This is a genomic window from Mycobacterium sp. IEC1808 (assembly GCF_002101935.1).
Lineage (GTDB): Bacteria > Actinomycetota > Actinomycetes > Mycobacteriales > Mycobacteriaceae > Mycobacterium.
Window position 1 is genome coordinate 13,143 of the sequence record NZ_LQPV01000028.1, and the last position, 20,754, is coordinate 33,896.

Genomic DNA, 20,754 nt, shown 5'->3' on the forward strand with positions numbered 1-20,754 from the left:
GAGCCATCACCGACGGTGATAATGGCTCCGTGGAGCTTCGCCAGTTGGAGTACTTCCTCGCTGTCGCGGACAACCTCAGCTTCACCCGGGCCGCCAAGAGATTGCACGTCGTCCAATCCGGGGTGTCCGCGACCATCAAGGCCCTCGAGCGTGAACTCGGCGCGGAGCTGTTCGTCCGGGGGCCGGCGGGCGTGACGCTCACGCCGGCGGGACGCGAGCTGGCGCCACACGCCCGCGCCACCATCGACGCGGCCCGGGCGGCCAAGGACGCCGTCGCCGCCGCCGGCGGATCCGTCGGGGGGACCGTCAGGCTGGGAACGCTGATGTCGGTCAACAACATCGACATGCCGAGGCTGCTGGCCGAGCTGCGTGCCCGGCATCCCGGCGTGCTGGTCCAAATTCGTTTCGCCCGTGCCGGTTCGGCGGGCCTGGCGCAGCAGCTGCGCGACGACAGCCTCGACGTCGCCCTGCTTGTTTTCCCCGACGGGCCGCCCACCGACCTGCATACCCGGCTGGTCGCGGCCTATCCGCTCCTCCTGATCGTCCCGGCGGATCACCCACTCGCGAGCCGCGAGTCGGTGTCGCTGGCCGAGCTGGGCGGGATGTCGTTCATCGACGGCCCGCCGGGCTACGGCAACCGGGCGGTGGCCGACCGGGCCTTCGCGACGGCCGGGGTGCAGCGCACGATCGCCCTCGAGGTCGCCGACATCGCCACCACCGCGACCCACGTCCGAAACGGCTTGGGCATCGGGTTCTTGAGCCGGTTCATCCTCGACGAGATCGGCGACGACGGCCTGGCGACGCTGCGGATCTCCGACTACGACCTGTGCTGGCGCCTGTACGTCGCGATGTCGGCGCTGCGCCCGCCCAGCGCCGCCACCCGCGCGGTGTTCTCGCTGATCGAGGAGATGATCCCGGAGCCCGGCGCGCCGAGTGTGAGCTGAGGGCTTTCAGTGTGAGGGGAGGGCGCGATTTCGGGCGATTTTCAACCCTGGCGCACCAGGCAAAGCCGTGAGTGCACACAATGCCGTGTAGGCCGACGAGGTTGCACACCACCCGAGCACCAGGGTTAATTACGGTTTGCAGGACACCGACGTGCTGGCGTTCATCAATACCTGACCGAACGGTTCGGCCGGCTCAGGAGCCGAACAGGGTCGACGCCAGCGCCCGGTAACCGGGCATGGGGCTCTCCCCGTCGGCCGTCAGGATCTGAATTCCGACATGGTCGGCGCCGGCGACGAGGTGGTCGCGCAGCCTCGATGCCACAGCTTCGGTGCTGCCGTGCGGCACCAGCGCATCGATGAGGCGGTCGCTGCCCTCGTCGTCGAGGTCGGCGTCGGTGTAGCCGTACCGGCGAAGGTTGTTGGTGTAGTTGCTCAGCTTCAGATAGGGCTCGGATACGAAGGCGCGGGCGATCTTTCGGGCGGCGAGCGGGTCGGGATCCAGCACGACGGTCTGTTCGGGTGCGATTACGACGCCGGGCCCGAGCATCCCGCGCGCTTCCCGGGTGTGGTCGGGCACCACCAGATACGGGTGCGTGCCGAGCGTGCGGTTCGCGGCCAACCGCAAGGCGCGTGGGCCCAGCGCGGCCAGGATCCGGCCGTCGACGGGGACTCCGCCGGCATCCAGTCGATCGAGGTAGTCGACCATCGCGGCGTAGGGCGTGCGGTATGTGGCGACGGCTTCGGGATGGCCGATGCCAACGCCGAGCAGGAACCGGTCACCATAGGTTGAGTTCAGCCTGCGGTAAGCCTTCGCGATGGCTGCGGCATCGTTGGTCCACATGTTCACGATCGCCGTCGCGACGACGACGGAGGTGGTCGCTTCCAGGATCTGTTCGACGGGGGTGAGGTCTTCGATCGATGCGGTACCCAGGCCGAGCCAAACCACCGGATAGCCCAATTGCTCTGCTTCAACGGCAAATTCGGTGCGAGCGGTATCGCCGTATCCGGGATGTAACCAGGCGCCGAACGCGCCGAGCCGGGTGCGTAACGACGCGGTCATGAGCCCGCCGGCACGATGCGCAGGTCCACGATGCGGTCGTCGCGAATGGTGAAGCTGTTGATTAGGTCGACCTGGCCGCCCGGGAAGTTGCCCTCGAGATGCAGGTACACGTCGTAGCGCTGCGCGCCATCGGCTCCGCCGAGGGCCGTCGCACCCGTGACCGTCGATGTGTATTCGAATGCGGTGTCGACGTCTTCGCGCCATCGTCGTATCTCGGCGCGGCCGGTCCGGTGTTTGCCCTCGTCGAGGACGCTGGCGTCGTCGCTGAAACACGCCACCACCGCGTCGACGTCATGTTGTTCGGATGCGGCCAGGTAGTCCGAAATGGCTTGGGGCAACGGCGCTTGACTCATATGCTTCTCCAACGAGTAGACTCACTTCTGAAACTGAAGTTAGTAACTTCTGATTTAGAAGTCAAGGTGGCGGAATGGCCGAGAAGATCCGGCTCGAGGACCGGGAGTGCCCACTGTCGGCGACGCTGGGGTTGGTCGGGGAGTGGTGGACGTTGCTGATCCTGCACGACGCCTTCGACGGCTATACCCGCTTCGACGAGTTCCAGGAGAACCTGGGGGTGTCGTCGAGCCTGCTGGCGAGTCGGTTGAAACGACTGGTCGAGGCGGGGATTTTCGAACGTCGTCCGTATCAAACGAAACCCGTTCGGCACGAATACGTTTTGACCGATCTTGGTCGCTCGCTGCGCCCCGTCATCGTCGCGCTGGCCGCCTGGGGTAACGCGCGTCTGGACCCGGGTGAGCGCAGCATGGTGCTTGTCGACGCGGGCACCGGAGTGGAGGCCGAACCGGTTCTCGTCGACCGCATTTCGGGACGACGAGTCGACGGCGACGACTTCGTGTTCACCGCAGGGCCTGCGGCCAGCAAACCGTTCCGGGACCGTTACGCCGGTAGACCCGCTCCGGTCCAGGGGTGATCGCGCCCTCATGTCGCCCACTCAACCGTTCAGGGATGCGATTCGAACCCGGGAAACCACCGGGTTCGGCCCCCGGAATCAGTCGAACGTCAAGCCGCGGAGGCTTCTGCGGGAGGAGACACCCAGCTTGGTGAAGATGTGACCCAAGTGCCATTCGACGGTGCGCGGACTTAGGAACAGTTGGCCGGCGATCTCGGTGTTCGTGTAGCCATCGCGCACCAGGGCGGCGATCTGAGTCTCTTGGGTCGTCAATCCGGTAGCGGAACGAGGAACGCGGCTGATCACCTTCTCGCCGGTGGCCGTGAGCTCACGCCGGGCTCGGCGGGCGAACCCGTCGGCACCCATCTGGGTGAACATGTCGTAGGCGGTGCGCAACTGTGTGCGGGCCTCGGCGCGGCGCCTCACCCGCCGCAGCCACTCGCCGTAGACGAGGTGGGTTCGCGCGAGATACACGACGGCTGGACTGTTTTCGAGGTGGGTGAGGGCTTGCCGGTAGAGCGCGTCCGCGCCGTCGTCGGTGCACACCAAGGCAGCAGAGCGCGCCGCGACGCCCGCTGCGGTTTCGGTCGGGCACACGTCGGTACGGACCGTCAGCCGTGCCAGCGCGTCGCCGGCCGCCGTGACGTCCCCGCAACGGGCGGCGGCTTCGACCAACTCCACCAGCAGGTAGCCGCAGATCCCCAGCTCGTCGTATGCCACTGCCCTGGACGCGGCGGTTAGGGCGTCCTCAAACTGGCTCAGCCCAATGCGCAGGATGGCCAGGGCATACAGGGCTGTGGCTGACTCGAAACCTTGGCCGACTTCTTGCGCCTCGCTCATTTTGTGTTCGACATGCTCGCGGCATCGGTCCTCTTGTCCACGGTAGGCAGCGAGGTAACAGTGGATCGGCGTGTCCGGCATCGCGCCGCCGGTGGTGGCAGTGACGATGGTGGCAGCCTCGCTCAGCAGCAGCTCGGCGCGCGCGAACTTTCCGCCGGTGACGGACAGACCGGCCTCAGTGACCAGGGCCGGCGGCATCACGGAGAGCGCACCGGTGGCGCGCAACGCGCGCAATTGCCGGCCGACCAGATGGTTGTAGCTGTCCTGATCGAAGAGATCCAAACAGACCATGTAGGCGATCTCGTGCCAGCGTGGTTCCGCCGTGCCCGCCGCGTCCTCCTGCAGAAACTTCGTCACGGCGCTTTGCAAGCGCGGGGCGGCCGCAGCGTGTCCGTCGCGCAATCGGATGATCAATCCGCTCAGCAGATCGTCGATCGCATGGGGTGAATCTGGTTCGGGTGGCGCGTCGCGGCGCACGACTTCGGCGATGCGCGACGCGGTGTTGTGCGGGTCGGAGGCGAACCGCCCGACCAGGGCGGCGGCCGTTAATGCCTCGAGAAAAGTCTCGCGGGACAGGGACGCGTTCGTCTTGGCCAGCCGCCGCGCCGCGGCCAACAACAATGGCGGAGCATCGTTGCCACGCCTCGTCGCGAAGGTTAGGCGTGCGCGCAGCAATTCGGCTGTGGCACCGATGGTTTCGTCGTCGCTGGAGTCGGTCGCCACGGCCAGCAGGTGGTCTGCGGATTCTATCGACCCCGCCTCGAGTTTCGCCTGCGCGGCAGATAATGCCCGCCGCGCCCGAAGATCGACGTCGACCGAGAGCTTAGCGGCCTGTTCGATGAACGCTGCTGAGGCCGCAATGCCCCCGCGGGCACGTGCCCGTTCGGCGGAAAGCTCCAGCGCGTTGGCGACGTCCGCGTCGGGCCCGGCCGCGGCATGGGCGTGATGCCAGGCTCGATGGTCGGCCGAGGACTCTTCGGTGATGACCTCTGCGAGCGCGCCGTGTGCCCGCCGCCGTTCGGCCAACGACGCGCTGCGATAGATGGCCGTCCGGATCAGCGGGTGCCGAAAGCGTATGCCGTTGTGGTCATTTACCAGTTCCGCCGCTTCGGCCGGAGTCACGGCATCGGGTTGGACGCCAAGTTTGGCGGCCGCTGCCCAGAGCCAGTCGGATCTGCCGGTCGGCTCACACGCGGCCAGCACGAGCAGTGTCCTGGTCGGCGCAGGGATCCCGCGAATCTGACGCAAGAAGCTCCGCTCGACTGCGCTGGCAGGAGGTGCGGCTTGAGCGATTCCGTAACCGCCGGCCAATTCATTCGGACTCAACGCTTTCGGAATCTCGAGTAGCGCCAACGGATTCCCGCGAGCTTCGGAAATGACGTTCGCAAGCACCCGCTCGTCGAGCCGGCCGGGCAGAGTGGCCGCCAAGAGCGCGCGCGCATCGGCGGCACTGAGTCCGCGCAGCGTCAGCTCGGGCAGCCCCGCGAGTTCACGGACGGTGCTGGGGTCTCGGGTAGCGAAGATCATCGCCAACGGGTCGGCCACGATTCGGCGGGCGGCGATGGTGAGCATGTGCAGCGAGGCGGTATCCAACCACTGTGCGTCATCGATGATGCACACGGTCGTCTGGTCCCCAGCGGCCTCACCGAGCAGGGCCAACAGCGCCAGCCCGACCAGCAGTGCGTCGGGCGGGTCACCTAGTCGAAGTCCCAACACCACTTGTAAGGCGTTCTGCTGTGGTTCGGGTAATCGTTCGATGAACTGATGCAGCGGAGCGCACAGCTGTTGAAGGCTTCCGAATGCGAGTTCGAGTTCGGACTCGGCACCGCTGATTCGGATGACGCGAATATCGCCGGGCGAGCCCACGACATCGTCCAGCAGGGCGGTCTTGCCGATGCCGGCCTCACCGCTGACGACAAGGGCGCCACCATGGCCGGCCCGCGCGTCCGTCACTAACTTCGCAAGCGCCGCTTGCTCCCCGCGCCTACCGATCAGCGAGCCGCTCGACACGCCCTAGAAGTTACCGCCGTCACCGCCGCCAGGCATGATGAGCGGCTTGTCCCGGCGCAGCGCCTCGACCGTGGCTCGGTCGAGATTGAGGGTGGCGCCGACGACTTCGGGTGGTGTCAGCGCGAGCCATTGGTTGGCCGACACGTCGGCGAAGTGGTCGCTGCGGAACAGTTCGAGCATCTGCACCGGCTCGTCGCCGACGTTTTCGAAGTAATGGCCCATCGCGCTGGGGACGTAACCGACGTCGCCGGCGTAGTAGTCGAACGTTCTGGCCTTTCCGCTCGAGCCGAACACCGTCATGCGGGCATGTCCGGACACCCAGTACTGCCACTCATCGTTGTCAGGGTGCCAATGCATTTCGCGCACGGCGCCCGGAGCCAGCTCGACCCAGGCGGCGGCGATCGTCGAGGCCGCCGGAAAGTTCTTGCTGTCGGCGATACGGACGCTGCCACCGGGCACCTCGATGGGATCCTGGGACAGCAAGCGGTAGCTCATTGGCTCGGCGGTGCCGTGTGGGGACTGCACGGCCGCGATGTCGTCGACCAGCGCGCCGGGCACCTCGCCGGGAAAGATGTAGCGGGTGTGGTCGATGTCGCCGGCCTTCGGGATGTTGTCGAACGACGACTCGGGCACCGCGAAGTTCTTCGCGAGGACGTGCTTGGGCGTGTGCGCGAACCAGTCTGTGACGAGAAAAGTTTCGTTCTCGGAGAAGTTCCCGTCATCGAAGACCAGCAGGAATTCGCAATCTTCCAGCGCCTGGATGGAGTGCGGGAAGCCGGCGCGGAAATTCCACAGATCCCCGCGGCCGATGTCGTCGATGAAGTTGCGACCCTGTGGGTCGATCGCGGCGATCCGAGCGCTGCCGGCCAGCATGAAGGCCCACTCGGCCTCGCGGTGCCAATGCAACTCGCGGTAGGCGCCCGCCTTCAACCGCATGTTGACTCCGGCCAGGGTGGTGGCGACGGGCAGTTCGCGCACCGTCGTCTCACGCGCCCAGCCTCCGTCCAACAGCCGGTTGTGGGATGCGGCGAAGGACCATTTGAGGTTGGGCAGGCTACCGGCATCGGTGTCCGGAGAGCCGGGATTCTGCGCCCCGATTGGCACGTTGTCCGGACCGAGAACAGTGGCGCCTACCTCACCCGGATTGTCGGGGCGGCATTGTCGTGCTCTGTGCTCGTCATGAAGTTCCTCCGGACGCGTGGTTTTGTGTACTTGTTTGTCTGACGTGCTGCAGCACCGGCGGCGTCGCGCCCAGCCACCACTGCGGATCGGCACAGCCTTCGACCGCCGCGCCGTCGGCGCTCATGAAATAGCGTTCGTCGCGACCAGGCTGGTCGAACTCGCCGTCGAGGGCGCGCAGCACCCAGTCGGCACCGAACGCGAACACCTCGGCGGCCACGCCACCCAGCGGGTGAAACTGTCCCTCATACACTCGCATCTCCTTGGGGGCGGTGATGCGTTCGTAGGTGGCCAGCGCGTTCTCCACCGGCGTCAGTTCGTCGAACTCGCCGATGCCGAGCAGTACGGGCTTGGTGATGCGAGTGACCAAGTCGCCCAACGGCATTCGTTCCTTGAGGTCGTGATCGAACTCGTCCTCATCGGTGTAACCGGCCATGTACATGTAGTTGTTCTTGAAGCTGGGCTGGGCGGCCTCGAAGATCGTCTCGAAATCGCCGGACACCGCCTCGAACGTCGCGGCGGCCCGCAGTCGGGTGTCGCGGGACGCGATTGCCCGCAGTGCCCAGTAGCCGCTCATGCTGATGCCGAACATCCCGATCCGCGCGGGGTCGACGTGCGGCAGTCCGGCCAGGTAGGCGGCGTAGGTTTCGATGGCTCGTTCGTAGTTGTCCAATCCGACGGTGAGCCCCAGCGAGCGCGTTTGGCCTTGGCCGGGGCCTTCTATCGACAGCGCCATCACCCCGCGGCTGGTGTAGAACCGTTCGGCGGTCAGGATGTAATCCTCCTTGATCATGTCCATCCCTGGGCCGAGGATGACCGCGGGTGCGTCGCGCACCTCCCCGGCGGGCAGATGCAGCAGCGCGAACAGTGTCTTGCCCTCAAAGTCGAGTTGGACACGGCGCACCCGGTTTTCACGCAACTCGGCCAGTCGGTCGACGCAGCGGTCGCACCGCTCCCGCAGTCGCGCTTTGCGGGCATCCGCGCTGTCGAAGATGGAGTACTGGGCACGCCCGTACATCACCGCCGCGCGGAGATACAGATCTGACGCGGTGCGCCGGTAGCCATGCTGGTCGTGGTGACGAGCCCGTGTTTCAGCTTGGGCGGCGATCTGTGCCCATGCCTTGGGCAGCATCGCGCCGCTCTGGACGAGTGCGAACACCTTGTCGAAGTCGGTGGGGTCGTGGCCCAACAGCTCCAAGGTGCCCTTGCCGCCGGGATGCAAGGCATTGAATCCGCCTTGCGCCAAGGCGATGTCGAGCGACCAACCCTGTCCCCTCGAGCGTGTCGTCATAGGGCTCCGATCCGTCAGGGCAGGTGGTAAAGCGTCTTGACGCTGTCGTGCAGCTTGCGTGCCAGCGGCGGTGATTCGTACCCGCCGGTGACGACTTCGATGTACGCGGCGCGGTCACCGCGCGCGGCGGTGTGCAGAGCGGCGTCCAATTCGTCCAGGGTGGTGACGCGTGCTGTGAACCAGTCCTTGCAACCGAGCGCATGCGGCAGTTCGGCGTAGTTCCAGGGGGCGATGTCGTTGTAGGCGATTTCCGGGTCCTTGCACAGCAGACGTTCGATGAGGTATCCGGAGTTGTTGAGTACGAAGATGATTGGTTTCAGGCCCAGCCGGTGGAACTGGCAGATCTCCTGGGCCGTCAATTGGTGGGAACCGTCTCCCGTGATCAGGAGCAGCCGTCGGTCAGGTTCAGCGACGGCGGCGCCGAGGGCGGCCGGGGTGGCCCAGCCGATGGCGCCCCACAGAGTCTGGTTGTAGAACCGTGCGCCGTGAGGAAGCCTTCCAAACGCCAATCCCATTGAACACGTGCCGGTTTCCGCGATCACGATGTCGTCGCGCGCGATGAAATCGATCCATCGCGGATAGAGCTGGTCGGCGGTGATCGCCCGGTCGGTGACATGATCAGGGCTTGTCGGTGTTCCAAGCGGAATACTCGTAGGCGCGTGCTTTTGCAGACGACGATCGACGACCTCCAATAAGAGGTCGGCCATCTCGACATCCTGGTAGACCGTCGGACCGACCCGGGTGGAGTGCAGCCCGATGTCGATGGTGCGGGCAGGGTCGAGCCTTGCGGTAAAAGCTCCCGTGTTGAAGTCGGTCTGCAACGTGCCGATCAGCATGACCATATCGGCGGACTCGACGAATGCCCGCACGTGCTCGTCCATCAGCCGGCCGTCGTACATGCCGATGTAGTTGGGGTGATCTTCGTCGATGACCGATTTGTCGGCGAACATGGTCGCGAACGGCAGGGCCGCCGCCTCGATCAGCTGGGTCGCCGCCTCGGCGATGCCAAGGCGGTCGATCAACAGACCGGGCAAGGCGCACGCAGTCGCGGCGGTGTTCAAGGCCCCCGCCACCGCGTCTGCCGCTGCCGCCAGCGCCGCCTGATCGCTTGCCGGGCGGGGCAGCGGGTCGGAGGATGCCGTGACCGGTTGGTCGACGACATCGGAAGGGAACACCAGATAGACGGGTCGGCGATCGTAGAGCGCCGTGGCGATCAATCGTTCGGTCTCGGCCACCGCGTTGGCAGGCGTGATGATCGCGGTTGCCGCCGTGACCGCGTCGGCCATGCTCTTGAACAAGCCGAACTCACCGTTCCCGAGCGTGTGGTGAACCAGCGCCCGGTCGGCCTGCGCGCTGCGGTTGGGCATCCCGGTCAGGTGGAACACCGGCAGTCGCTCGGCGTAGGCGCCGGCCACCGCGCTGATCGCGCCGAGTTCGCCGACCCCGTAGGTGGTGGTCAGGGCGCCGACCCCGCGCAGGCGCGCATATCCATCGGCGGCGTAGCCGGCGTTGAGCTCGTTGCAGCAGCCGATCCAATTGATATCGGGGTGCGCGACGACGGCGTCGTGGACGGGGAACGCGTAATCGCCGGGCACCCCGAAGATGTCGGAGACGCCGATCTGGTGCAGCCGCGCCAGCACGTAGCCGATCACCGTCGGTACCTGTGTCATTCCCCGCCTTCCATCGCTGGAAGCGAGTCTCCCAACGCCCGAACGCGGGCGAACCCGTGAAAATCCCCGGGGGTTGTCCTGGGTGTCGGCGGTCCACTCAAGTGCGAAAGTCAGCGCACGTCGAGTGTGAGCTGACGGCTTTCAGTTGTGAGCTGATGGCGCAGGTTGTGCGTCCAGGGCGCCCTGCATTCACACCCGACGACCACCCCCGGGAACAAGACGTGCGCGCCCGCCGTTAGCATGGTCAACAAGTTGAGCGAAGCAGACTCAAGGCTGGGTTGACACCACGACGCCCGCGAGGGCAGGCTTGAGCGGGGTTCACTCAGCATAGTGGCACCAATAAAGCTCTACGTAATCAGGAGGAATCACTATGGCTCGTGCGGTCGGTATCGACCTCGGGACCACCAACTCAGTCGTCTCGGTCCTCGAGGGCGGCGACCCCGTCGTCGTCGCGAACTCCGAGGGTTCGCGGACCACACCGTCGATCGTCGCGTTCGCGCGCAACGGCGAAGTGCTGGTCGGCCAGCCCGCCAAGAACCAGGCGGTGACCAACGTCGACCGCACCATCAGGTCGGTCAAGCGGCACATGGGCACCGACTGGTCCGTCGAGATCGACGGCAAGAAGTACACGGCGCAGGAGATCAGCGCCCGCGTGCTGATGAAGCTGAAGCGCGACGCGGAGGCCTACCTCGGTGAGGACATCACCGACGCGGTCATCACCGTGCCCGCCTACTTCAACGACGCCCAGCGTCAGGCGACCAAGGAGGCCGGCCAGATCGCCGGCCTGAACGTGCTGCGCATCGTCAACGAGCCCACCGCCGCGGCGCTGGCTTACGGCCTGGACAAGGGCGAGAAGGAACAGACCATCCTGGTTTTCGACCTCGGTGGCGGCACCTTCGACGTCTCGCTGCTCGAGATCGGTGAGGGCGTGGTCGAGGTTCGCGCCACCAGCGGTGACAACCACCTCGGTGGCGACGACTGGGACGACCGCGTCGTCGAATGGCTCGTCGACAAGTTCAAGGGCACCAGCGGCATCGACCTGACCAAGGACAAGATGGCGATGCAGCGGCTGCGTGAGGCGGCCGAGAAGGCCAAGATCGAGCTCTCGAGCTCGCAGAGCACCTCGATCAACCTGCCCTACATCACCGTCGACGCGGACAAGAACCCGCTGTTCCTCGACGAGCAGCTGACCCGCGCCGAGTTCCAGCGCATCACCCAGGACCTGCTGGACCGCACCCGTCAGCCGTTCAAGTCGGTGATCTCCGACGCCGGCATCTCGGTGTCCGACATCGACCACGTCGTGCTGGTTGGCGGTTCCACCCGCATGCCCGCGGTGACCGAGCTGGTCAAGGAGCTCACCGGTGGCAAGGAGCCCAACAAGGGCGTCAACCCCGACGAGGTGGTTGCCGTGGGCGCCGCGCTGCAGGCCGGTGTGCTCAAGGGTGAGGTGAAAGACGTTCTGCTGCTTGACGTTACGCCGCTGAGCCTCGGCATCGAGACCAAGGGTGGCGTGATGACCAAGCTCATCGAGCGCAACACCACCATCCCGACGAAGCGCTCCGAGACCTTCACCACGGCCGACGACAACCAGCCGTCCGTGCAGATCCAGGTCTATCAGGGTGAGCGCGAAATCGCCTCGCACAACAAGCTGCTCGGCTCCTTCGAGCTGACCGGCATCCCGCCGGCCCCGCGCGGCGTCCCGCAGATCGAGGTCACCTTCGACATCGACGCCAACGGCATCGTGCACGTCACGGCCAAGGACAAGGGCACCGGCAAGGAGAACACGATCAAGATCCAGGAGGGGTCCGGCCTGTCCAAGGAGGAGATCGACCGGATGATCAAGGACGCCGAGGCGCACGCCGAGGAGGACCGTCAGCGCCGCGAGGAGGCCGACATCCGCAACCAGGCCGAGACGCTGGTCTACCAGACGGAGAAGTTCGTCGCTGAACAGAGGGGCACAGCGTCCGAGTCCGGCGGCTCGAAGGTTCCCGAGGACACGCTGAACAAGGTGGACGCTGCAGTGGCCGAGGCCAAGTCGGCGCTGGCCGGCACCGACATCTCCGCGATCAAGTCGGCGATGGAGAAGCTGGGCCAGGAGTCCCAGGCGCTCGGCCAGGCCATCTACGAGGCCACCCAGGCCGAGGCCGGCCAGGCAGGCGCACCCGGCGGCGAGGCCGGCGGCACGTCCGGCTCGGCCGATGACGTCGTGGACGCGGAGGTGGTCGACGACGACCGGGAGGCCAAGTGACCGACGCTAACCCCCAGGAACAGGTGACGGTCACCGACAAGCGGCGGATCGATCCCGAGACCGGTCAAGTGCGGCATGGCGCTTCCGGCCCGGCCCCTAGCGGGTCGGCGCCGGAGGCGTTCGCCGGCGAAAGTCCGGAGGAGGCCGGTAAGGCGGCCGAATTACTCGGCGATCTGCAGCGGGTACAGGCCGACTTTGCCAACTACCGCAAGCGGGCGTTGCGCGATCAGCAGGCCGCCGCGGACCGGGCCAAGGCCGCCGTCGTCAGCCAGTTGCTGCCCGTGCTGGACGATCTCGATCGGGCCCGCAAGCACGGCGACCTGGAAACCGGCCCGCTGAAGTCGGTCGCCGACAAGCTCGACAGCGCCTTGACCGGCCTCGGCCTCACGGCGTTCGGCGAGGAGGGCGAGGACTTCGACCCGGTGCTGCACGAGGCCGTGCAGCACGAGGGCGACGGCGCCGAGGGCTCCAAGCCGGTGATCGGCACGGTCATGCGGCAGGGCTACAAGCTCGGTGACCAGGTGCTGCGGCACGCCCTCGTCGGCGTGGTCGACACCGTCCTGGGCGAAGAACCGGTCCCGGCCGAAACGCAACCGTCCGACACGGTCGATAACGCCGACGGCTCCGGTGACTAAGCACGACAATCACAGACAACAAGTAGATAGAGAAAGGTGAGGGGGTGACGCGGCATGGCCCAGCGTGAATGGGTCGAAAAGGACTTCTACAAGGAGCTGGGCGTCTCCTCTGACGCCAGCCCGGAAGAGATCAAGCGCGCCTACCGCAAGCTGGCGCGCGACCTGCACCCGGATGCGAACCCCGACAACCCGGCCGCCGGCGAACGGTTCAAAGCGGTGTCGGAGGCGCACAACGTGTTGTCGGATCCGGCCAAGCGCAAGGAGTACGACGAGACCCGCCGCCTGTTCGCGGGCGGCGGTTTCGGCGGCCGCAGGTTCGACGGTGGCAGCGGCTTCAGCTTCAACGTCGGCGGTGACGGCGCGGAGTTCAACCTCAGCGACCTGTTCGACGCCGCCGGCCGAAGCGGCGGTGCAAACATCGGCGACCTGTTCGGCGGCCTGTTCGGACGCGGCGCCAGTCCCCGGCCCAGCCGGCCGCGGCGCGGCAACGACCTGGAGACCGAGACCGAGCTCGATTTCGTCGAGGCGGCCAAGGGCGTCGCGATGCCGCTGCGGCTGACCAGCCCGGCGCCGTGCACGAATTGCCATGGCAGCGGCGCGCGCCCGGGCACCAGCCCGAAGGTGTGCCCCAGCTGCAACGGCTCGGGCGTGATCAACCGCAACCAGGGCGCGTTCGGCTTCTCCGAGCCCTGCACCGATTGCCGGGGCAGCGGCTCGATCATCGAGCACCCGTGTGACGAGTGCAAAGGCACCGGCGTGACGACCCGCACGCGCACCATCAACGTGCGGATCCCGCCCGGTGTCGAGGACGGACAACGGATTCGGCTGCCCGGGCAGGGCGAGGCCGGGCTGCGCGGCGCGCCGTCGGGCGACCTGTACGTGACCGTGCATGTGCGGCCGGACAAGGTGTTCGGCCGTGACGGCGACGACCTCACCGTGACCGTGCCGGTCAGCTTCAGCGAGTTGGCTTTGGGCTCAACGCTTTCGGTTCCCACGCTGGACGGCAAGGTCGGCGTGCGGGTGCCCAAGGGCACCGCCGACGGCCGGATCCTGCGGGTGCGCGGACGCGGTGTGCCCAAGCGCGGCGGCGGCAACGGCGACCTGCTGGTCACCGTGAAGGTGTCCGTGCCGCCGAACTTGGAGGGCGCCGCCCAGGAGGCGCTGGAGGCCTACGCGGCCGCCGAGCAATCCAGTGGTTTCAACCCGCGTGCGGGATGGGCAGGTAATCGCTGATGGCCAGGGGCTCACGGACTCCCAAGGAGGAGGCTCGGACCTTCCTGATCTCGGTGGCCGCCGAACTGGCCGGCATGCATGCCCAGACCCTGCGCACCTATGACCGCCTCGGGCTGGTCAGCCCGAGGCGCACTTCCGGTGGGGGACGCCGCTATTCGGAGCACGACGTGGACCTGCTGCGCGAGGTGCAGCGGCTGTCGCAGGACGAGGGCGTCAACCTGGCCGGCATCAAGCGCATCATCGAGCTGACCAACCAGGTGGAGGCGCTGCAGTCACGCGTGAAGGAGCTGACCGAGGAGCTGGCGCAGGTGCGCGCCGGCCAGCGCCGCGACATCGCGGTGGTGCCGAAGAGCACCGCGCTGGTGGTGTGGCAGCCGCGAAAGCCTCGCTAGGCGACGAAATGACTGATCACGGCATGGAAGTGATCACCGTTCACCCGATCGTCGAAACCCTGCTACAGCGATACCAACGCGAGCTGGGCGCGCAGCTGCCGACCTACCGCAATCACGTCTACCGCGGAATGAATTATCACCAACAGCTGCTCGCCGGCCCGGTCCCCGACTTTGCCGTTCTGGCCTGGGCCGCACACGATCTCGGTATCTGGACCGCGGGCACGTTCGACTACCTCGGGCCCTCGGCCGGGCTGGCCGCCGCGCACGCCGAAGAATTCGGCATCGACAACGTCGACGACGTGCGCACGCTGATCGTCGAACACCACCGGCTACGGCCGTCGCACGATCGTATGGCCGAGGCCTTTCGGATCGCCGACCGTATCGATGTGAGCCGCGGTCTGCTACGTAACGGGGTCGGGCGCTCCGAGATTCGCTCCGTCGTTGCCGAGCTGCCGTATTGCGGCTTCCACGCGTTCCTCGCGAAGGGTCTGAGCCGCTACGCCGCCGGGCACCCGCGTCGGCCCTTCCCCATGATGCGGTGGTGAAAGCTCACAACCGAATCGAGAACTGCGTAACCGCCGGGGCGCCCGGGCGCGCGGTCGAGTAACCGCCACGGCGCAACGCGTCCGTCGGCGCGGTCATCGGCTCGAAGCACACGACCTCTTCGGCAAGCGGGGCGAAGATCTGCGCCGCCGGATACCCCCGCTCGAAGTGCACCTCCAGGCGGCGGCCGCCGCCGGAGACCGCGAACAGCGCGCCCTCGCCGACCTGGTCGTAGGCGTCGTCAAAAGCCTTGTCGCCCAGGGGTTCTTCGCGGGCCGGCTCGGGTTCGGACTCGCCGGTGGGCAGCCCCTGCTCATCGAGCCCCAGGTGCCGCAGCGGTGGCGTCTCGATGATCCACTCGCCGCGCGCAACGTCCGGCAGGCGCAGGTAGGGATGGAAGCCGAAGCACAGCGGAACCGCCGTGTCGCAGCTCGCGGTGACAGTGGTGCGCACCGTCAGCGCCCGGTCGGCCAGCCGCACCGCCACCGAGAGCACGTGCGGATACGGGAAGCTGGCCAGCAACCGCGGGTCGGCGCCGAAATCGACCTCCGCGGCCAGTTCGTTGTCCGACTCCGCCGTCACGCGCCAGCCCGGGTAGGCGGCCAGCGTGCCGTGGATGGGCAGCCCGTTGGGATCGGCGCGAACCCCGTTCTCCCCGGGCGTCAGCGCCACCGTCACGTCCTCGGCCGTGTAGGTGTTGGCACCCAAGCGATTTGCCCACGGATACAGGATCGGGATGCCCATCGTCTTGCCCGCCTCGACGTAGGCCTGCAGGCCGCGCCGTTGGCCGAGCAGCTCGGTGCCCGCGTCGGTCAGCGACGTGCCGATCATGCCGGCCTCCGGCACGAACTGCGCCGCCACCGGCGATGACGGGTCGGTCAGGGTCACGATGCGCATGGCTTACCTCGGTTCACCGGGACAGTGGGTCGTGCTGAATGTGTTCGGGCGGCGCGCCTTTGGCGATCAGGGCGGCCTTGGTCGCACGAACCATATCCGGTCCGCCGCAGATCAGGATCTGCCGGTCGCCCCAGCCGCCGTATTTGGTCACCACGTCGGGCAGGCGACCGGTCTGGTGCACGTGCAGCCCGCGCGGCGGCGTGACGTCGGGGTAGTCGGCCGCCCACGACGGGTCGCGGCTGTACTCCGAGACCGGCGAGACGGACAGCCACGGATTGTGCTGGGCGACCTGCCACAGCGTGGGCAGGTCGTAGAGCTCGCAGCGGTAGCGGGCGCCGAAGAAGAGGTGCACCCGCGGGTTCACCGCGTAGCGGGACAGGTCCATGATCAGCGCGCGCAGCGGCGCCAGCCCGGTGCTGCCGGCCACCATCAGCACGTCTTCGCCGTCCCGGTCGACCCGCAGGCCGCCGTGCGGACTGGACAGCCGCCACCGGTCGCCGGGCCGCGTTTCGTTGACCACCGCGGTGCTGACTAGGCCGCCGGGGACCTGTCGGACGTGGAACTCGATGCCGCCACCCGGGTCGGCCGGGATCGCGGGGCTCAGGTAGCGCCACCGGCGCGGGCACTGCGGGACCTGAACGTCGACGTATTGCCCCGCGAAGTAGTCCAACGGGCGGTCGAGTTGCAGGCGCACGACGGCCAGGTCGCGCGAGACCCGGATGTGCTCGATGACCGTGCCGTCCATCCAGGCGGGTGCCTCGTCGGCGTCGGCGGCACCGCTCATCACCCCGGTGATCAGGTTGAGCGACTGATCGGCGGTCGCCGCGACGGAGTCGGTCCACGCGTCGCCGAGGTGGTCGCGAAGCGTCGCGTGCAGCGCGCGACGCAGCGTGTCGTAATGCGCCGGCAGCACGCCGAATTTGCGGTGATCCCGGCCGAGCTGGGCGAGGAAGGCCACCGGCTCGGTCGCGCGCTGCTCCACCAGCTCCCCGTACACCCAGTGCATGGCGTGGGCAAACGCGGCCCGCTGGACGTCCATCTCGGGCGGGAAAAGGTCGCGCACCGAGACGTCGAGGGCGAACCAGTGGGTATAGAACCTGCGGACGAGCTCATCCTCGAAGGCGTCGCGCAGCACCCGCAACGCGTCGCGGTCCTCCAGGCTCACGGGCCCCGATTCTAGGCGTCAAGGAAATTTTGTAGACTTGAGCGGAACACACTCAACCTTGACGGCGTTGAACATCACGACAAGCATTTTCATGCAGCCCTTTCTGACCTCAAACGGAGATAGTCGTGGACTCTTTTAACCCGACCACCAAGACGCAGGCGGCCCTGACCTCGGCCCTGCAGGCGGCCTCGGCCGCCGGCAACCCGGAGATCCGGCCCGCCCACCTGCTGTTGGCGCTGCTGACGCAGAACGACGGGATCGCCGCGCCCCTGCTGGAGGCCGTCGGCGTCGAGCCCGCCACCATCCGCGCCGAGGCGCAGCGGCTCTTAGACCAGCTGCCCCAGGCCAGCGGCGCCAGCTCGCAGCCGCAGCTGTCGCGCGAATCGCTGGCCGCCATCACCACCGCGCAGCAGCTCGCCACCGAGATGGACGACGAGTTCGTCTCGACCGAGCACCTGATGGTGGGGCTGGCCACCGGCGACTCCGACGTCGCCAAGCTGCTGACCGGCCACGGCGCGTCCCCGCAGGCGTTGCGGGAGGCGTTCGTCAAGGTCCGTGGCAGCGCGCGGGTCACCAGCGCCGATCCCGAGGCCACCTACCAGGCGCTGGAGAAGTACTCGACCGACCTGACCGCCCGGGCCCGTGAGGGCAAGCTCGACCCGGTCATCGGGCGCGACAACGAGATCCGCCGCGTCGTCCAAGTTTTGAGCCGTCGCACCAAGAACAACCCGGTGCTCATCGGCGAGCCCGGCGTCGGCAAGACCGCGATCGTCGAGGGCCTGGCCCAGCGCATCGTGGCCGGCGACGTGCCGGAGAGCCTGCGCGACAAGACCGTCATCGCCCTGGACCTCGGGTCGATGGTGGCCGGCGCCAAGTACCGCGGCGAGTTCGAGGAGCGGCTCAAGGCCGTGCTCGACGACATCAAGAACTCCGCCGGGCAGATCATCACGTTCATCGACGAGCTCCACACCATCGTGGGTGCCGGCGCGACCGGCGAGGGCGCGATGGACGCCGGCAACATGATCAAGCCGATGCTGGCCCGCGGCGAGCTGCGCCTGGTCGGCGCCACCACGCTCGACGAGTACCGCAAGTACATCGAGAAGGACGCCGCGCTGGAGCGCCGCTTCCAGCAGGTGTTCGTCGGTGAGCCGTCGGTGGAGGACACCGTGGGCATCCTGCGCGGCCTGAAGGACCGCTACGAGGTGCACCACGGGGTGCGCATCACCGACTCCGCGCTGGTGGCCGCGGCCACGTTGAGTGACCGCTACATCACCGCGCGGTTCCTGCCGGACAAGGCCATCGACCTCGTCGACGAGGCCGCCAGCCGGCTGAAGATGGAGATCGACTCGCGGCCCGTCGAGATCGACGAGGTCGAGCGCCTGGTGCGCCGCCTCGAGATCGAGGAGATGGCGCTGGAGAAAGAGGAAGACGAGGCCTCCAAGGAGCGGCTGGAGAAGCTGCGCGCCGAGCTGGCCGACCAGAAGGAGAAGCTGGCCGAGCTGACCACCCGGTGGCAGAACGAGAAGAACGCGATCGACGCCGTCCGCGAGCTGAAAGAACAGCTGGAGGCGTTGCGTGGGGAGTCGGAGCGTGCCGAGCGCGACGGCGACCTGGCCAAGGCCGCCGAGCTGCGCTACGGGCGCATCCCCGAGGTGGAGAAGAAGCTCGACGCCGCGTTGCCGCAGGCCGAGGCCCGCGAGAACGTGATGCTCAAGGAGGAGGTCGGGCCCGACGACATCGCCGACGTGGTGTCGGCGTGGACCGGCATTCCCGCCGGGCGGATGCTCGAGGGCGAGACCGCCAAGTTGCTGCGGATGGAAGACGAGCTGGGCAAGCGGGTCGTCGGGCAGCGCAAGGCCGTGCAGGCCGTGTCCGACGCGGTGCGGCGCAGCCGCGCCGGGGTCGCCGACCCCAACCGGCCGACGGGTTCGTTCATGTTCCTGGGCCCCACCGGTGTCGGCAAGACCGAGCTGGCCAAGGCGCTGGCCGACTTCCTGTTCGACGACGACCGGGCCATGGTCCGCATCGACATGAGCGAGTACGGCGAGAAGCATTCCGTCGCCCGGCTGGTGGGTGCGCCCCCCGGCTACATCGGTTACGACCAGGGCGGTCAGCTGACCGAGGCGGTGCGCCGGCGCCCGTACACCGTGGTGCTGTTCGACGAGATCGAAAAGGCGCACCCGGACGTGTTCGACGTGCTGCTGCAGGTCCTCGACGAGGGCCGGCTCACCGACGGGCAGGGCCGCACGGTCGACTTCCGCAACACCATCCTCATCCTGACGTCCAACCTTGGGTCGGGCGGCAGCGAGGAGCAGGTGATGGCCGCGGTGCGCTCGGCGTTCAAGCCGGAGTTCATCAACCGGCTCGACGACGTGCTGATCTTCGACGGGCTCAACCCCGAGGAGCTGGTGCAGATCGTCGACATCCAGCTTCAGCAGCTGGGTAAGCGGTTGGCGCAACGGCGGCTGCAGCTGGAGGTGTCGCTGCCGGCCAAGCGCTGGCTGGCGCAGCGCGGGTTCGACCCGGTCTACGGGGCGCGGCCGTTGCGCCGGCTGGTCCAGCAGGCGATCGGCGACCAGCTGGCCAAGATGCTGCTGGCGGGCGACGTGCACGACGGCGACGTGGTGCCGGTCAACGTCAGCCCGGACGGCGACTCGCTGGTCCTGGGCTAGTCGGCTCGAGTGTGAATCGTCGGCTTTGCGTGGGCATGGGCGGCGGGAAAATCCCCAGAATCCCGCCGCCAGCTCACACCCAAAGCCGTCGGCTCACACTCAATGCCGCGATGCCGACCCAGTCGGCGCGCCCTGGCAAACCTTAATTTGCTTGTGACCAGGTCGCATTGTCTATTCCGGGCCGACAGCGGATACCCTGTGTGGGATGGTCCCCCTTTGGTTCACGCTGTCCGCGCTGTGCTTTGTCGGCGCGGGCGTGCTGGTGTACGTCGACATCGATCGGCAGCGGGGGCGTAGCAGGCGCCGCAAATCGTGGGCGCGGTCGCATGGCTTCGACTACGAGCGCGAATCGACCGACATCCTCAAGCGCTGGAAGCGCGGGGTGATCTCCACGGTGGGCGACGTCCCCGCCCACAACGTCGTGCTCGGTCAGATCCGCGGTGAGGCCGTCTACATCTTCGACGTCGAGGAAGTCGCCACGGTGATCGCGCTGCACCGCAAGGTCGGCACCAACGTCGTCGTCGATCTGCGCCTCAAGGGTCTGAAAGAGCCTCGGGAGAGCGACATTTGGCTGCTGGGCGCGATCGGGCCGCGGATGGTGTACTCGACCAATCTGGACGCCGCCCGGCGGGCCTGCGACCGGCGCATGGTCACCTTCGCGCACACCGCCCCCGACTGCGCCGAGATCATGTGGAACGAGCAGAACTGGACGTTGGTCGCCATGCCGATCTCCAGCACGCGCGCGCAATGGGACGAGGGCCTGCGCACCGTGCGCCAGTTCAACGACCTGCTGCGCGTGTTGCCGCCGGTGCCGCAGGAGACCCCGCAGGAGGCGGGGGCGCCCGCGTTGCCGCGCAACGCCGCACCGAGCCGTCCCCTGGCGCCCGCCGGTCGCCTGGAGTTGCCGTCGCGGCGGCCGCAGCAGGACGTGTCGGGGTTGCTGGGCTCGGACGTTCAGGCCGGCCGACGCGCCACCGAGCCGCTGCGCCGGGACCAGGGCCGCCAGCCGCCGACCGGGCGCAACGGCCACGGGGCCAGTAACTACCAGCGCTGAGGCCGGCCGGGCCC

The 20,754-nt window shown here is 67.5% G+C and carries 17 protein-coding genes; 9 read left to right on the top strand and 8 right to left on the bottom strand.

What is annotated here, in order from left to right; translation table 11 throughout:
* Nucleotides 1–29: 29 nt before the first annotated feature.
* Nucleotides 30–944: a LysR family transcriptional regulator gene (locus AWB92_RS16535; protein WP_085187730.1), complete on the top strand. Its 915-nt coding sequence runs from the start codon at nucleotides 30–32 to the stop codon at nucleotides 942–944.
* A 193-nt stretch (nucleotides 945–1,137) separates the two neighbouring features.
* Here the strand turns inward: AWB92_RS16535 and AWB92_RS16540 are convergent, their stop codons facing one another.
* Nucleotides 1,138–2,004 carry an LLM class F420-dependent oxidoreductase gene (locus tag AWB92_RS16540; protein WP_085187346.1) on the bottom strand — a complete coding sequence of 289 codons (867 nt, stop codon included), beginning with the start codon at nucleotides 2,002–2,004 and terminating at the stop codon, nucleotides 1,138–1,140.
* A complete protein-coding gene (locus tag AWB92_RS16545; protein WP_085187349.1) occupies nucleotides 2,001–2,357 on the bottom strand; it encodes a nuclear transport factor 2 family protein in 357 nt (118 codons plus the stop codon). Before AWB92_RS16545 ends, AWB92_RS16540 begins: the two co-directional genes overlap by 4 nt.
* A gap of 74 nt (nucleotides 2,358–2,431) precedes the next feature.
* On the opposite strand from AWB92_RS16545, the gene AWB92_RS16550 reads away from it, so the two are divergent.
* On the top strand, nucleotides 2,432–2,932 hold the full coding sequence (locus tag AWB92_RS16550) for a helix-turn-helix domain-containing protein (protein ID WP_085187352.1): 501 nt from the start codon (nucleotides 2,432–2,434) through the stop codon (nucleotides 2,930–2,932).
* 78 nt (nucleotides 2,933–3,010) lie between these two features.
* On the opposite strand, the gene AWB92_RS16555 is transcribed toward AWB92_RS16550, so the two are convergent.
* From AWB92_RS16555 to AWB92_RS16570, 4 genes are read right to left on the bottom strand one after another with little or no spacing between them, the layout of a single operon-like run.
* Complete coding sequence (locus AWB92_RS16555; protein ID WP_085187355.1) at nucleotides 3,011–5,761, bottom strand: LuxR family transcriptional regulator; 2,751 nt, start codon at nucleotides 5,759–5,761, stop codon at nucleotides 3,011–3,013.
* 3 nt (nucleotides 5,762–5,764) lie between these two features.
* Nucleotides 5,765–7,036, bottom strand: a complete 1,272-nt coding sequence (locus AWB92_RS16560) for a cupin domain-containing protein (RefSeq protein WP_277622304.1) — start codon at nucleotides 7,034–7,036, stop codon at nucleotides 5,765–5,767.
* Nucleotides 6,939–8,231, bottom strand: a complete 1,293-nt coding sequence (locus tag AWB92_RS16565; RefSeq protein ID WP_085187358.1) for an alpha/beta hydrolase — start codon at nucleotides 8,229–8,231, stop codon at nucleotides 6,939–6,941. The genes AWB92_RS16560 and AWB92_RS16565 overlap by 98 nt, the downstream gene beginning before the upstream one ends.
* 14 nt (nucleotides 8,232–8,245) lie before the next feature.
* Entirely contained in the window at nucleotides 8,246–9,901 is a 1,656-nt protein-coding gene (locus AWB92_RS16570; protein ID WP_085187361.1) for a thiamine pyrophosphate-binding protein, read from the bottom strand.
* Nucleotides 9,902–10,271: 370 nt separating this feature from the next.
* Here AWB92_RS16570 and dnaK point away from each other — a divergent pair, with 370 nt between their 5' ends.
* Genes dnaK through AWB92_RS16595 form a run of 5 tightly spaced genes read left to right on the top strand, consistent with a single transcriptional unit; the run spans nucleotide 10,272 to nucleotide 14,954 of the window.
* Nucleotides 10,272–12,149 (top strand): molecular chaperone DnaK, encoded by a 1,878-nt coding sequence (dnaK, locus tag AWB92_RS16575; protein WP_085187364.1) that lies wholly within the window; start codon nucleotides 10,272–10,274, stop codon nucleotides 12,147–12,149.
* Complete coding sequence (gene grpE, locus AWB92_RS16580) at nucleotides 12,146–12,784, top strand: nucleotide exchange factor GrpE (RefSeq protein ID WP_085187367.1); 639 nt, start codon at nucleotides 12,146–12,148, stop codon at nucleotides 12,782–12,784. Before dnaK ends, grpE begins: the two co-directional genes overlap by 4 nt.
* A gap of 54 nt (nucleotides 12,785–12,838) precedes the next feature.
* Nucleotides 12,839–14,017: a molecular chaperone DnaJ gene (dnaJ, locus tag AWB92_RS16585; RefSeq protein WP_068102680.1), complete on the top strand. Its 1,179-nt coding sequence runs from the start codon at nucleotides 12,839–12,841 to the stop codon at nucleotides 14,015–14,017.
* A complete protein-coding gene (locus AWB92_RS16590; protein WP_085187370.1) occupies nucleotides 14,017–14,409 on the top strand; it encodes a helix-turn-helix domain-containing protein in 393 nt (130 codons plus the stop codon). The genes dnaJ and AWB92_RS16590 overlap by 1 nt, the downstream gene beginning before the upstream one ends.
* An 8-nt stretch (nucleotides 14,410–14,417) precedes the next feature.
* Nucleotides 14,418–14,954 carry a hypothetical protein gene (locus AWB92_RS16595; protein WP_241523486.1) on the top strand — a complete coding sequence of 179 codons (537 nt, stop codon included), beginning with the start codon at nucleotides 14,418–14,420 and terminating at the stop codon, nucleotides 14,952–14,954.
* Between the two features lie 4 nt (nucleotides 14,955–14,958).
* Here AWB92_RS16595 and AWB92_RS16600 read toward each other — a convergent pair whose 3' ends face one another.
* Nucleotides 14,959–15,849 (bottom strand): aldose 1-epimerase, encoded by an 891-nt coding sequence (locus tag AWB92_RS16600; protein WP_085187375.1) that lies wholly within the window; start codon nucleotides 15,847–15,849, stop codon nucleotides 14,959–14,961.
* Nucleotides 15,850–15,862: 13 nt separating this feature from the next.
* Nucleotides 15,863–17,014, bottom strand: coding sequence for an FAD-binding oxidoreductase (locus tag AWB92_RS16605; protein WP_085187378.1), 1,152 nt, complete (start codon nucleotides 17,012–17,014; stop codon nucleotides 15,863–15,865).
* Between the two features lie 125 nt (nucleotides 17,015–17,139).
* On the opposite strand from AWB92_RS16605, the gene clpB reads away from it, so the two are divergent.
* Nucleotides 17,140–19,686 carry an ATP-dependent chaperone ClpB gene (clpB, locus tag AWB92_RS16610; protein ID WP_085187380.1) on the top strand — a complete coding sequence of 849 codons (2,547 nt, stop codon included), beginning with the start codon at nucleotides 17,140–17,142 and terminating at the stop codon, nucleotides 19,684–19,686.
* 205 nt (nucleotides 19,687–19,891) lie between these two features.
* On the top strand, nucleotides 19,892–20,740 hold the full coding sequence (gene ttfA, locus AWB92_RS16615; RefSeq protein ID WP_085187383.1) for a trehalose monomycolate transport factor TtfA: 849 nt from the start codon (nucleotides 19,892–19,894) through the stop codon (nucleotides 20,738–20,740).
* Nucleotides 20,741–20,754: the final 14 nt, after the last annotated feature.

Excerpts from the sequence above, each read along its gene's own strand:
- AWB92_RS16540 (WP_085187346.1), bottom strand. The coding sequence starts at position 2,004 with ATGACCGCGTCGTTACGCACCCGGCTCGGCGCGTTCGGCGCCTGGTTA.
- AWB92_RS16545 (WP_085187349.1), bottom strand. The coding sequence starts at position 2,357 with ATGAGTCAAGCGCCGTTGCCCCAAGCCATTTCGGACTACCTGGCCGCA.
- AWB92_RS16550 (WP_085187352.1), top strand. The coding sequence starts at position 2,432 with ATGGCCGAGAAGATCCGGCTCGAGGACCGGGAGTGCCCACTGTCGGCG.
- AWB92_RS16565 (WP_085187358.1), bottom strand. The coding sequence starts at position 8,231 with ATGACGACACGCTCGAGGGGACAGGGTTGGTCGCTCGACATCGCCTTG.
- AWB92_RS16570 (WP_085187361.1), bottom strand. The coding sequence starts at position 9,901 with ATGACACAGGTACCGACGGTGATCGGCTACGTGCTGGCGCGGCTGCAC.
- dnaK (WP_085187364.1), top strand. The coding sequence starts at position 10,272 with ATGGCTCGTGCGGTCGGTATCGACCTCGGGACCACCAACTCAGTCGTC.
- dnaJ (WP_068102680.1), top strand. The coding sequence starts at position 12,839 with ATGGCCCAGCGTGAATGGGTCGAAAAGGACTTCTACAAGGAGCTGGGC.
- AWB92_RS16590 (WP_085187370.1), top strand. The coding sequence starts at position 14,017 with ATGGCCAGGGGCTCACGGACTCCCAAGGAGGAGGCTCGGACCTTCCTG.
- AWB92_RS16595 (WP_241523486.1), top strand. The coding sequence starts at position 14,418 with ATGACTGATCACGGCATGGAAGTGATCACCGTTCACCCGATCGTCGAA.
- AWB92_RS16600 (WP_085187375.1), bottom strand. The coding sequence starts at position 15,849 with ATGCGCATCGTGACCCTGACCGACCCGTCATCGCCGGTGGCGGCGCAG.
- ttfA (WP_085187383.1), top strand. The coding sequence starts at position 19,892 with ATGGTCCCCCTTTGGTTCACGCTGTCCGCGCTGTGCTTTGTCGGCGCG.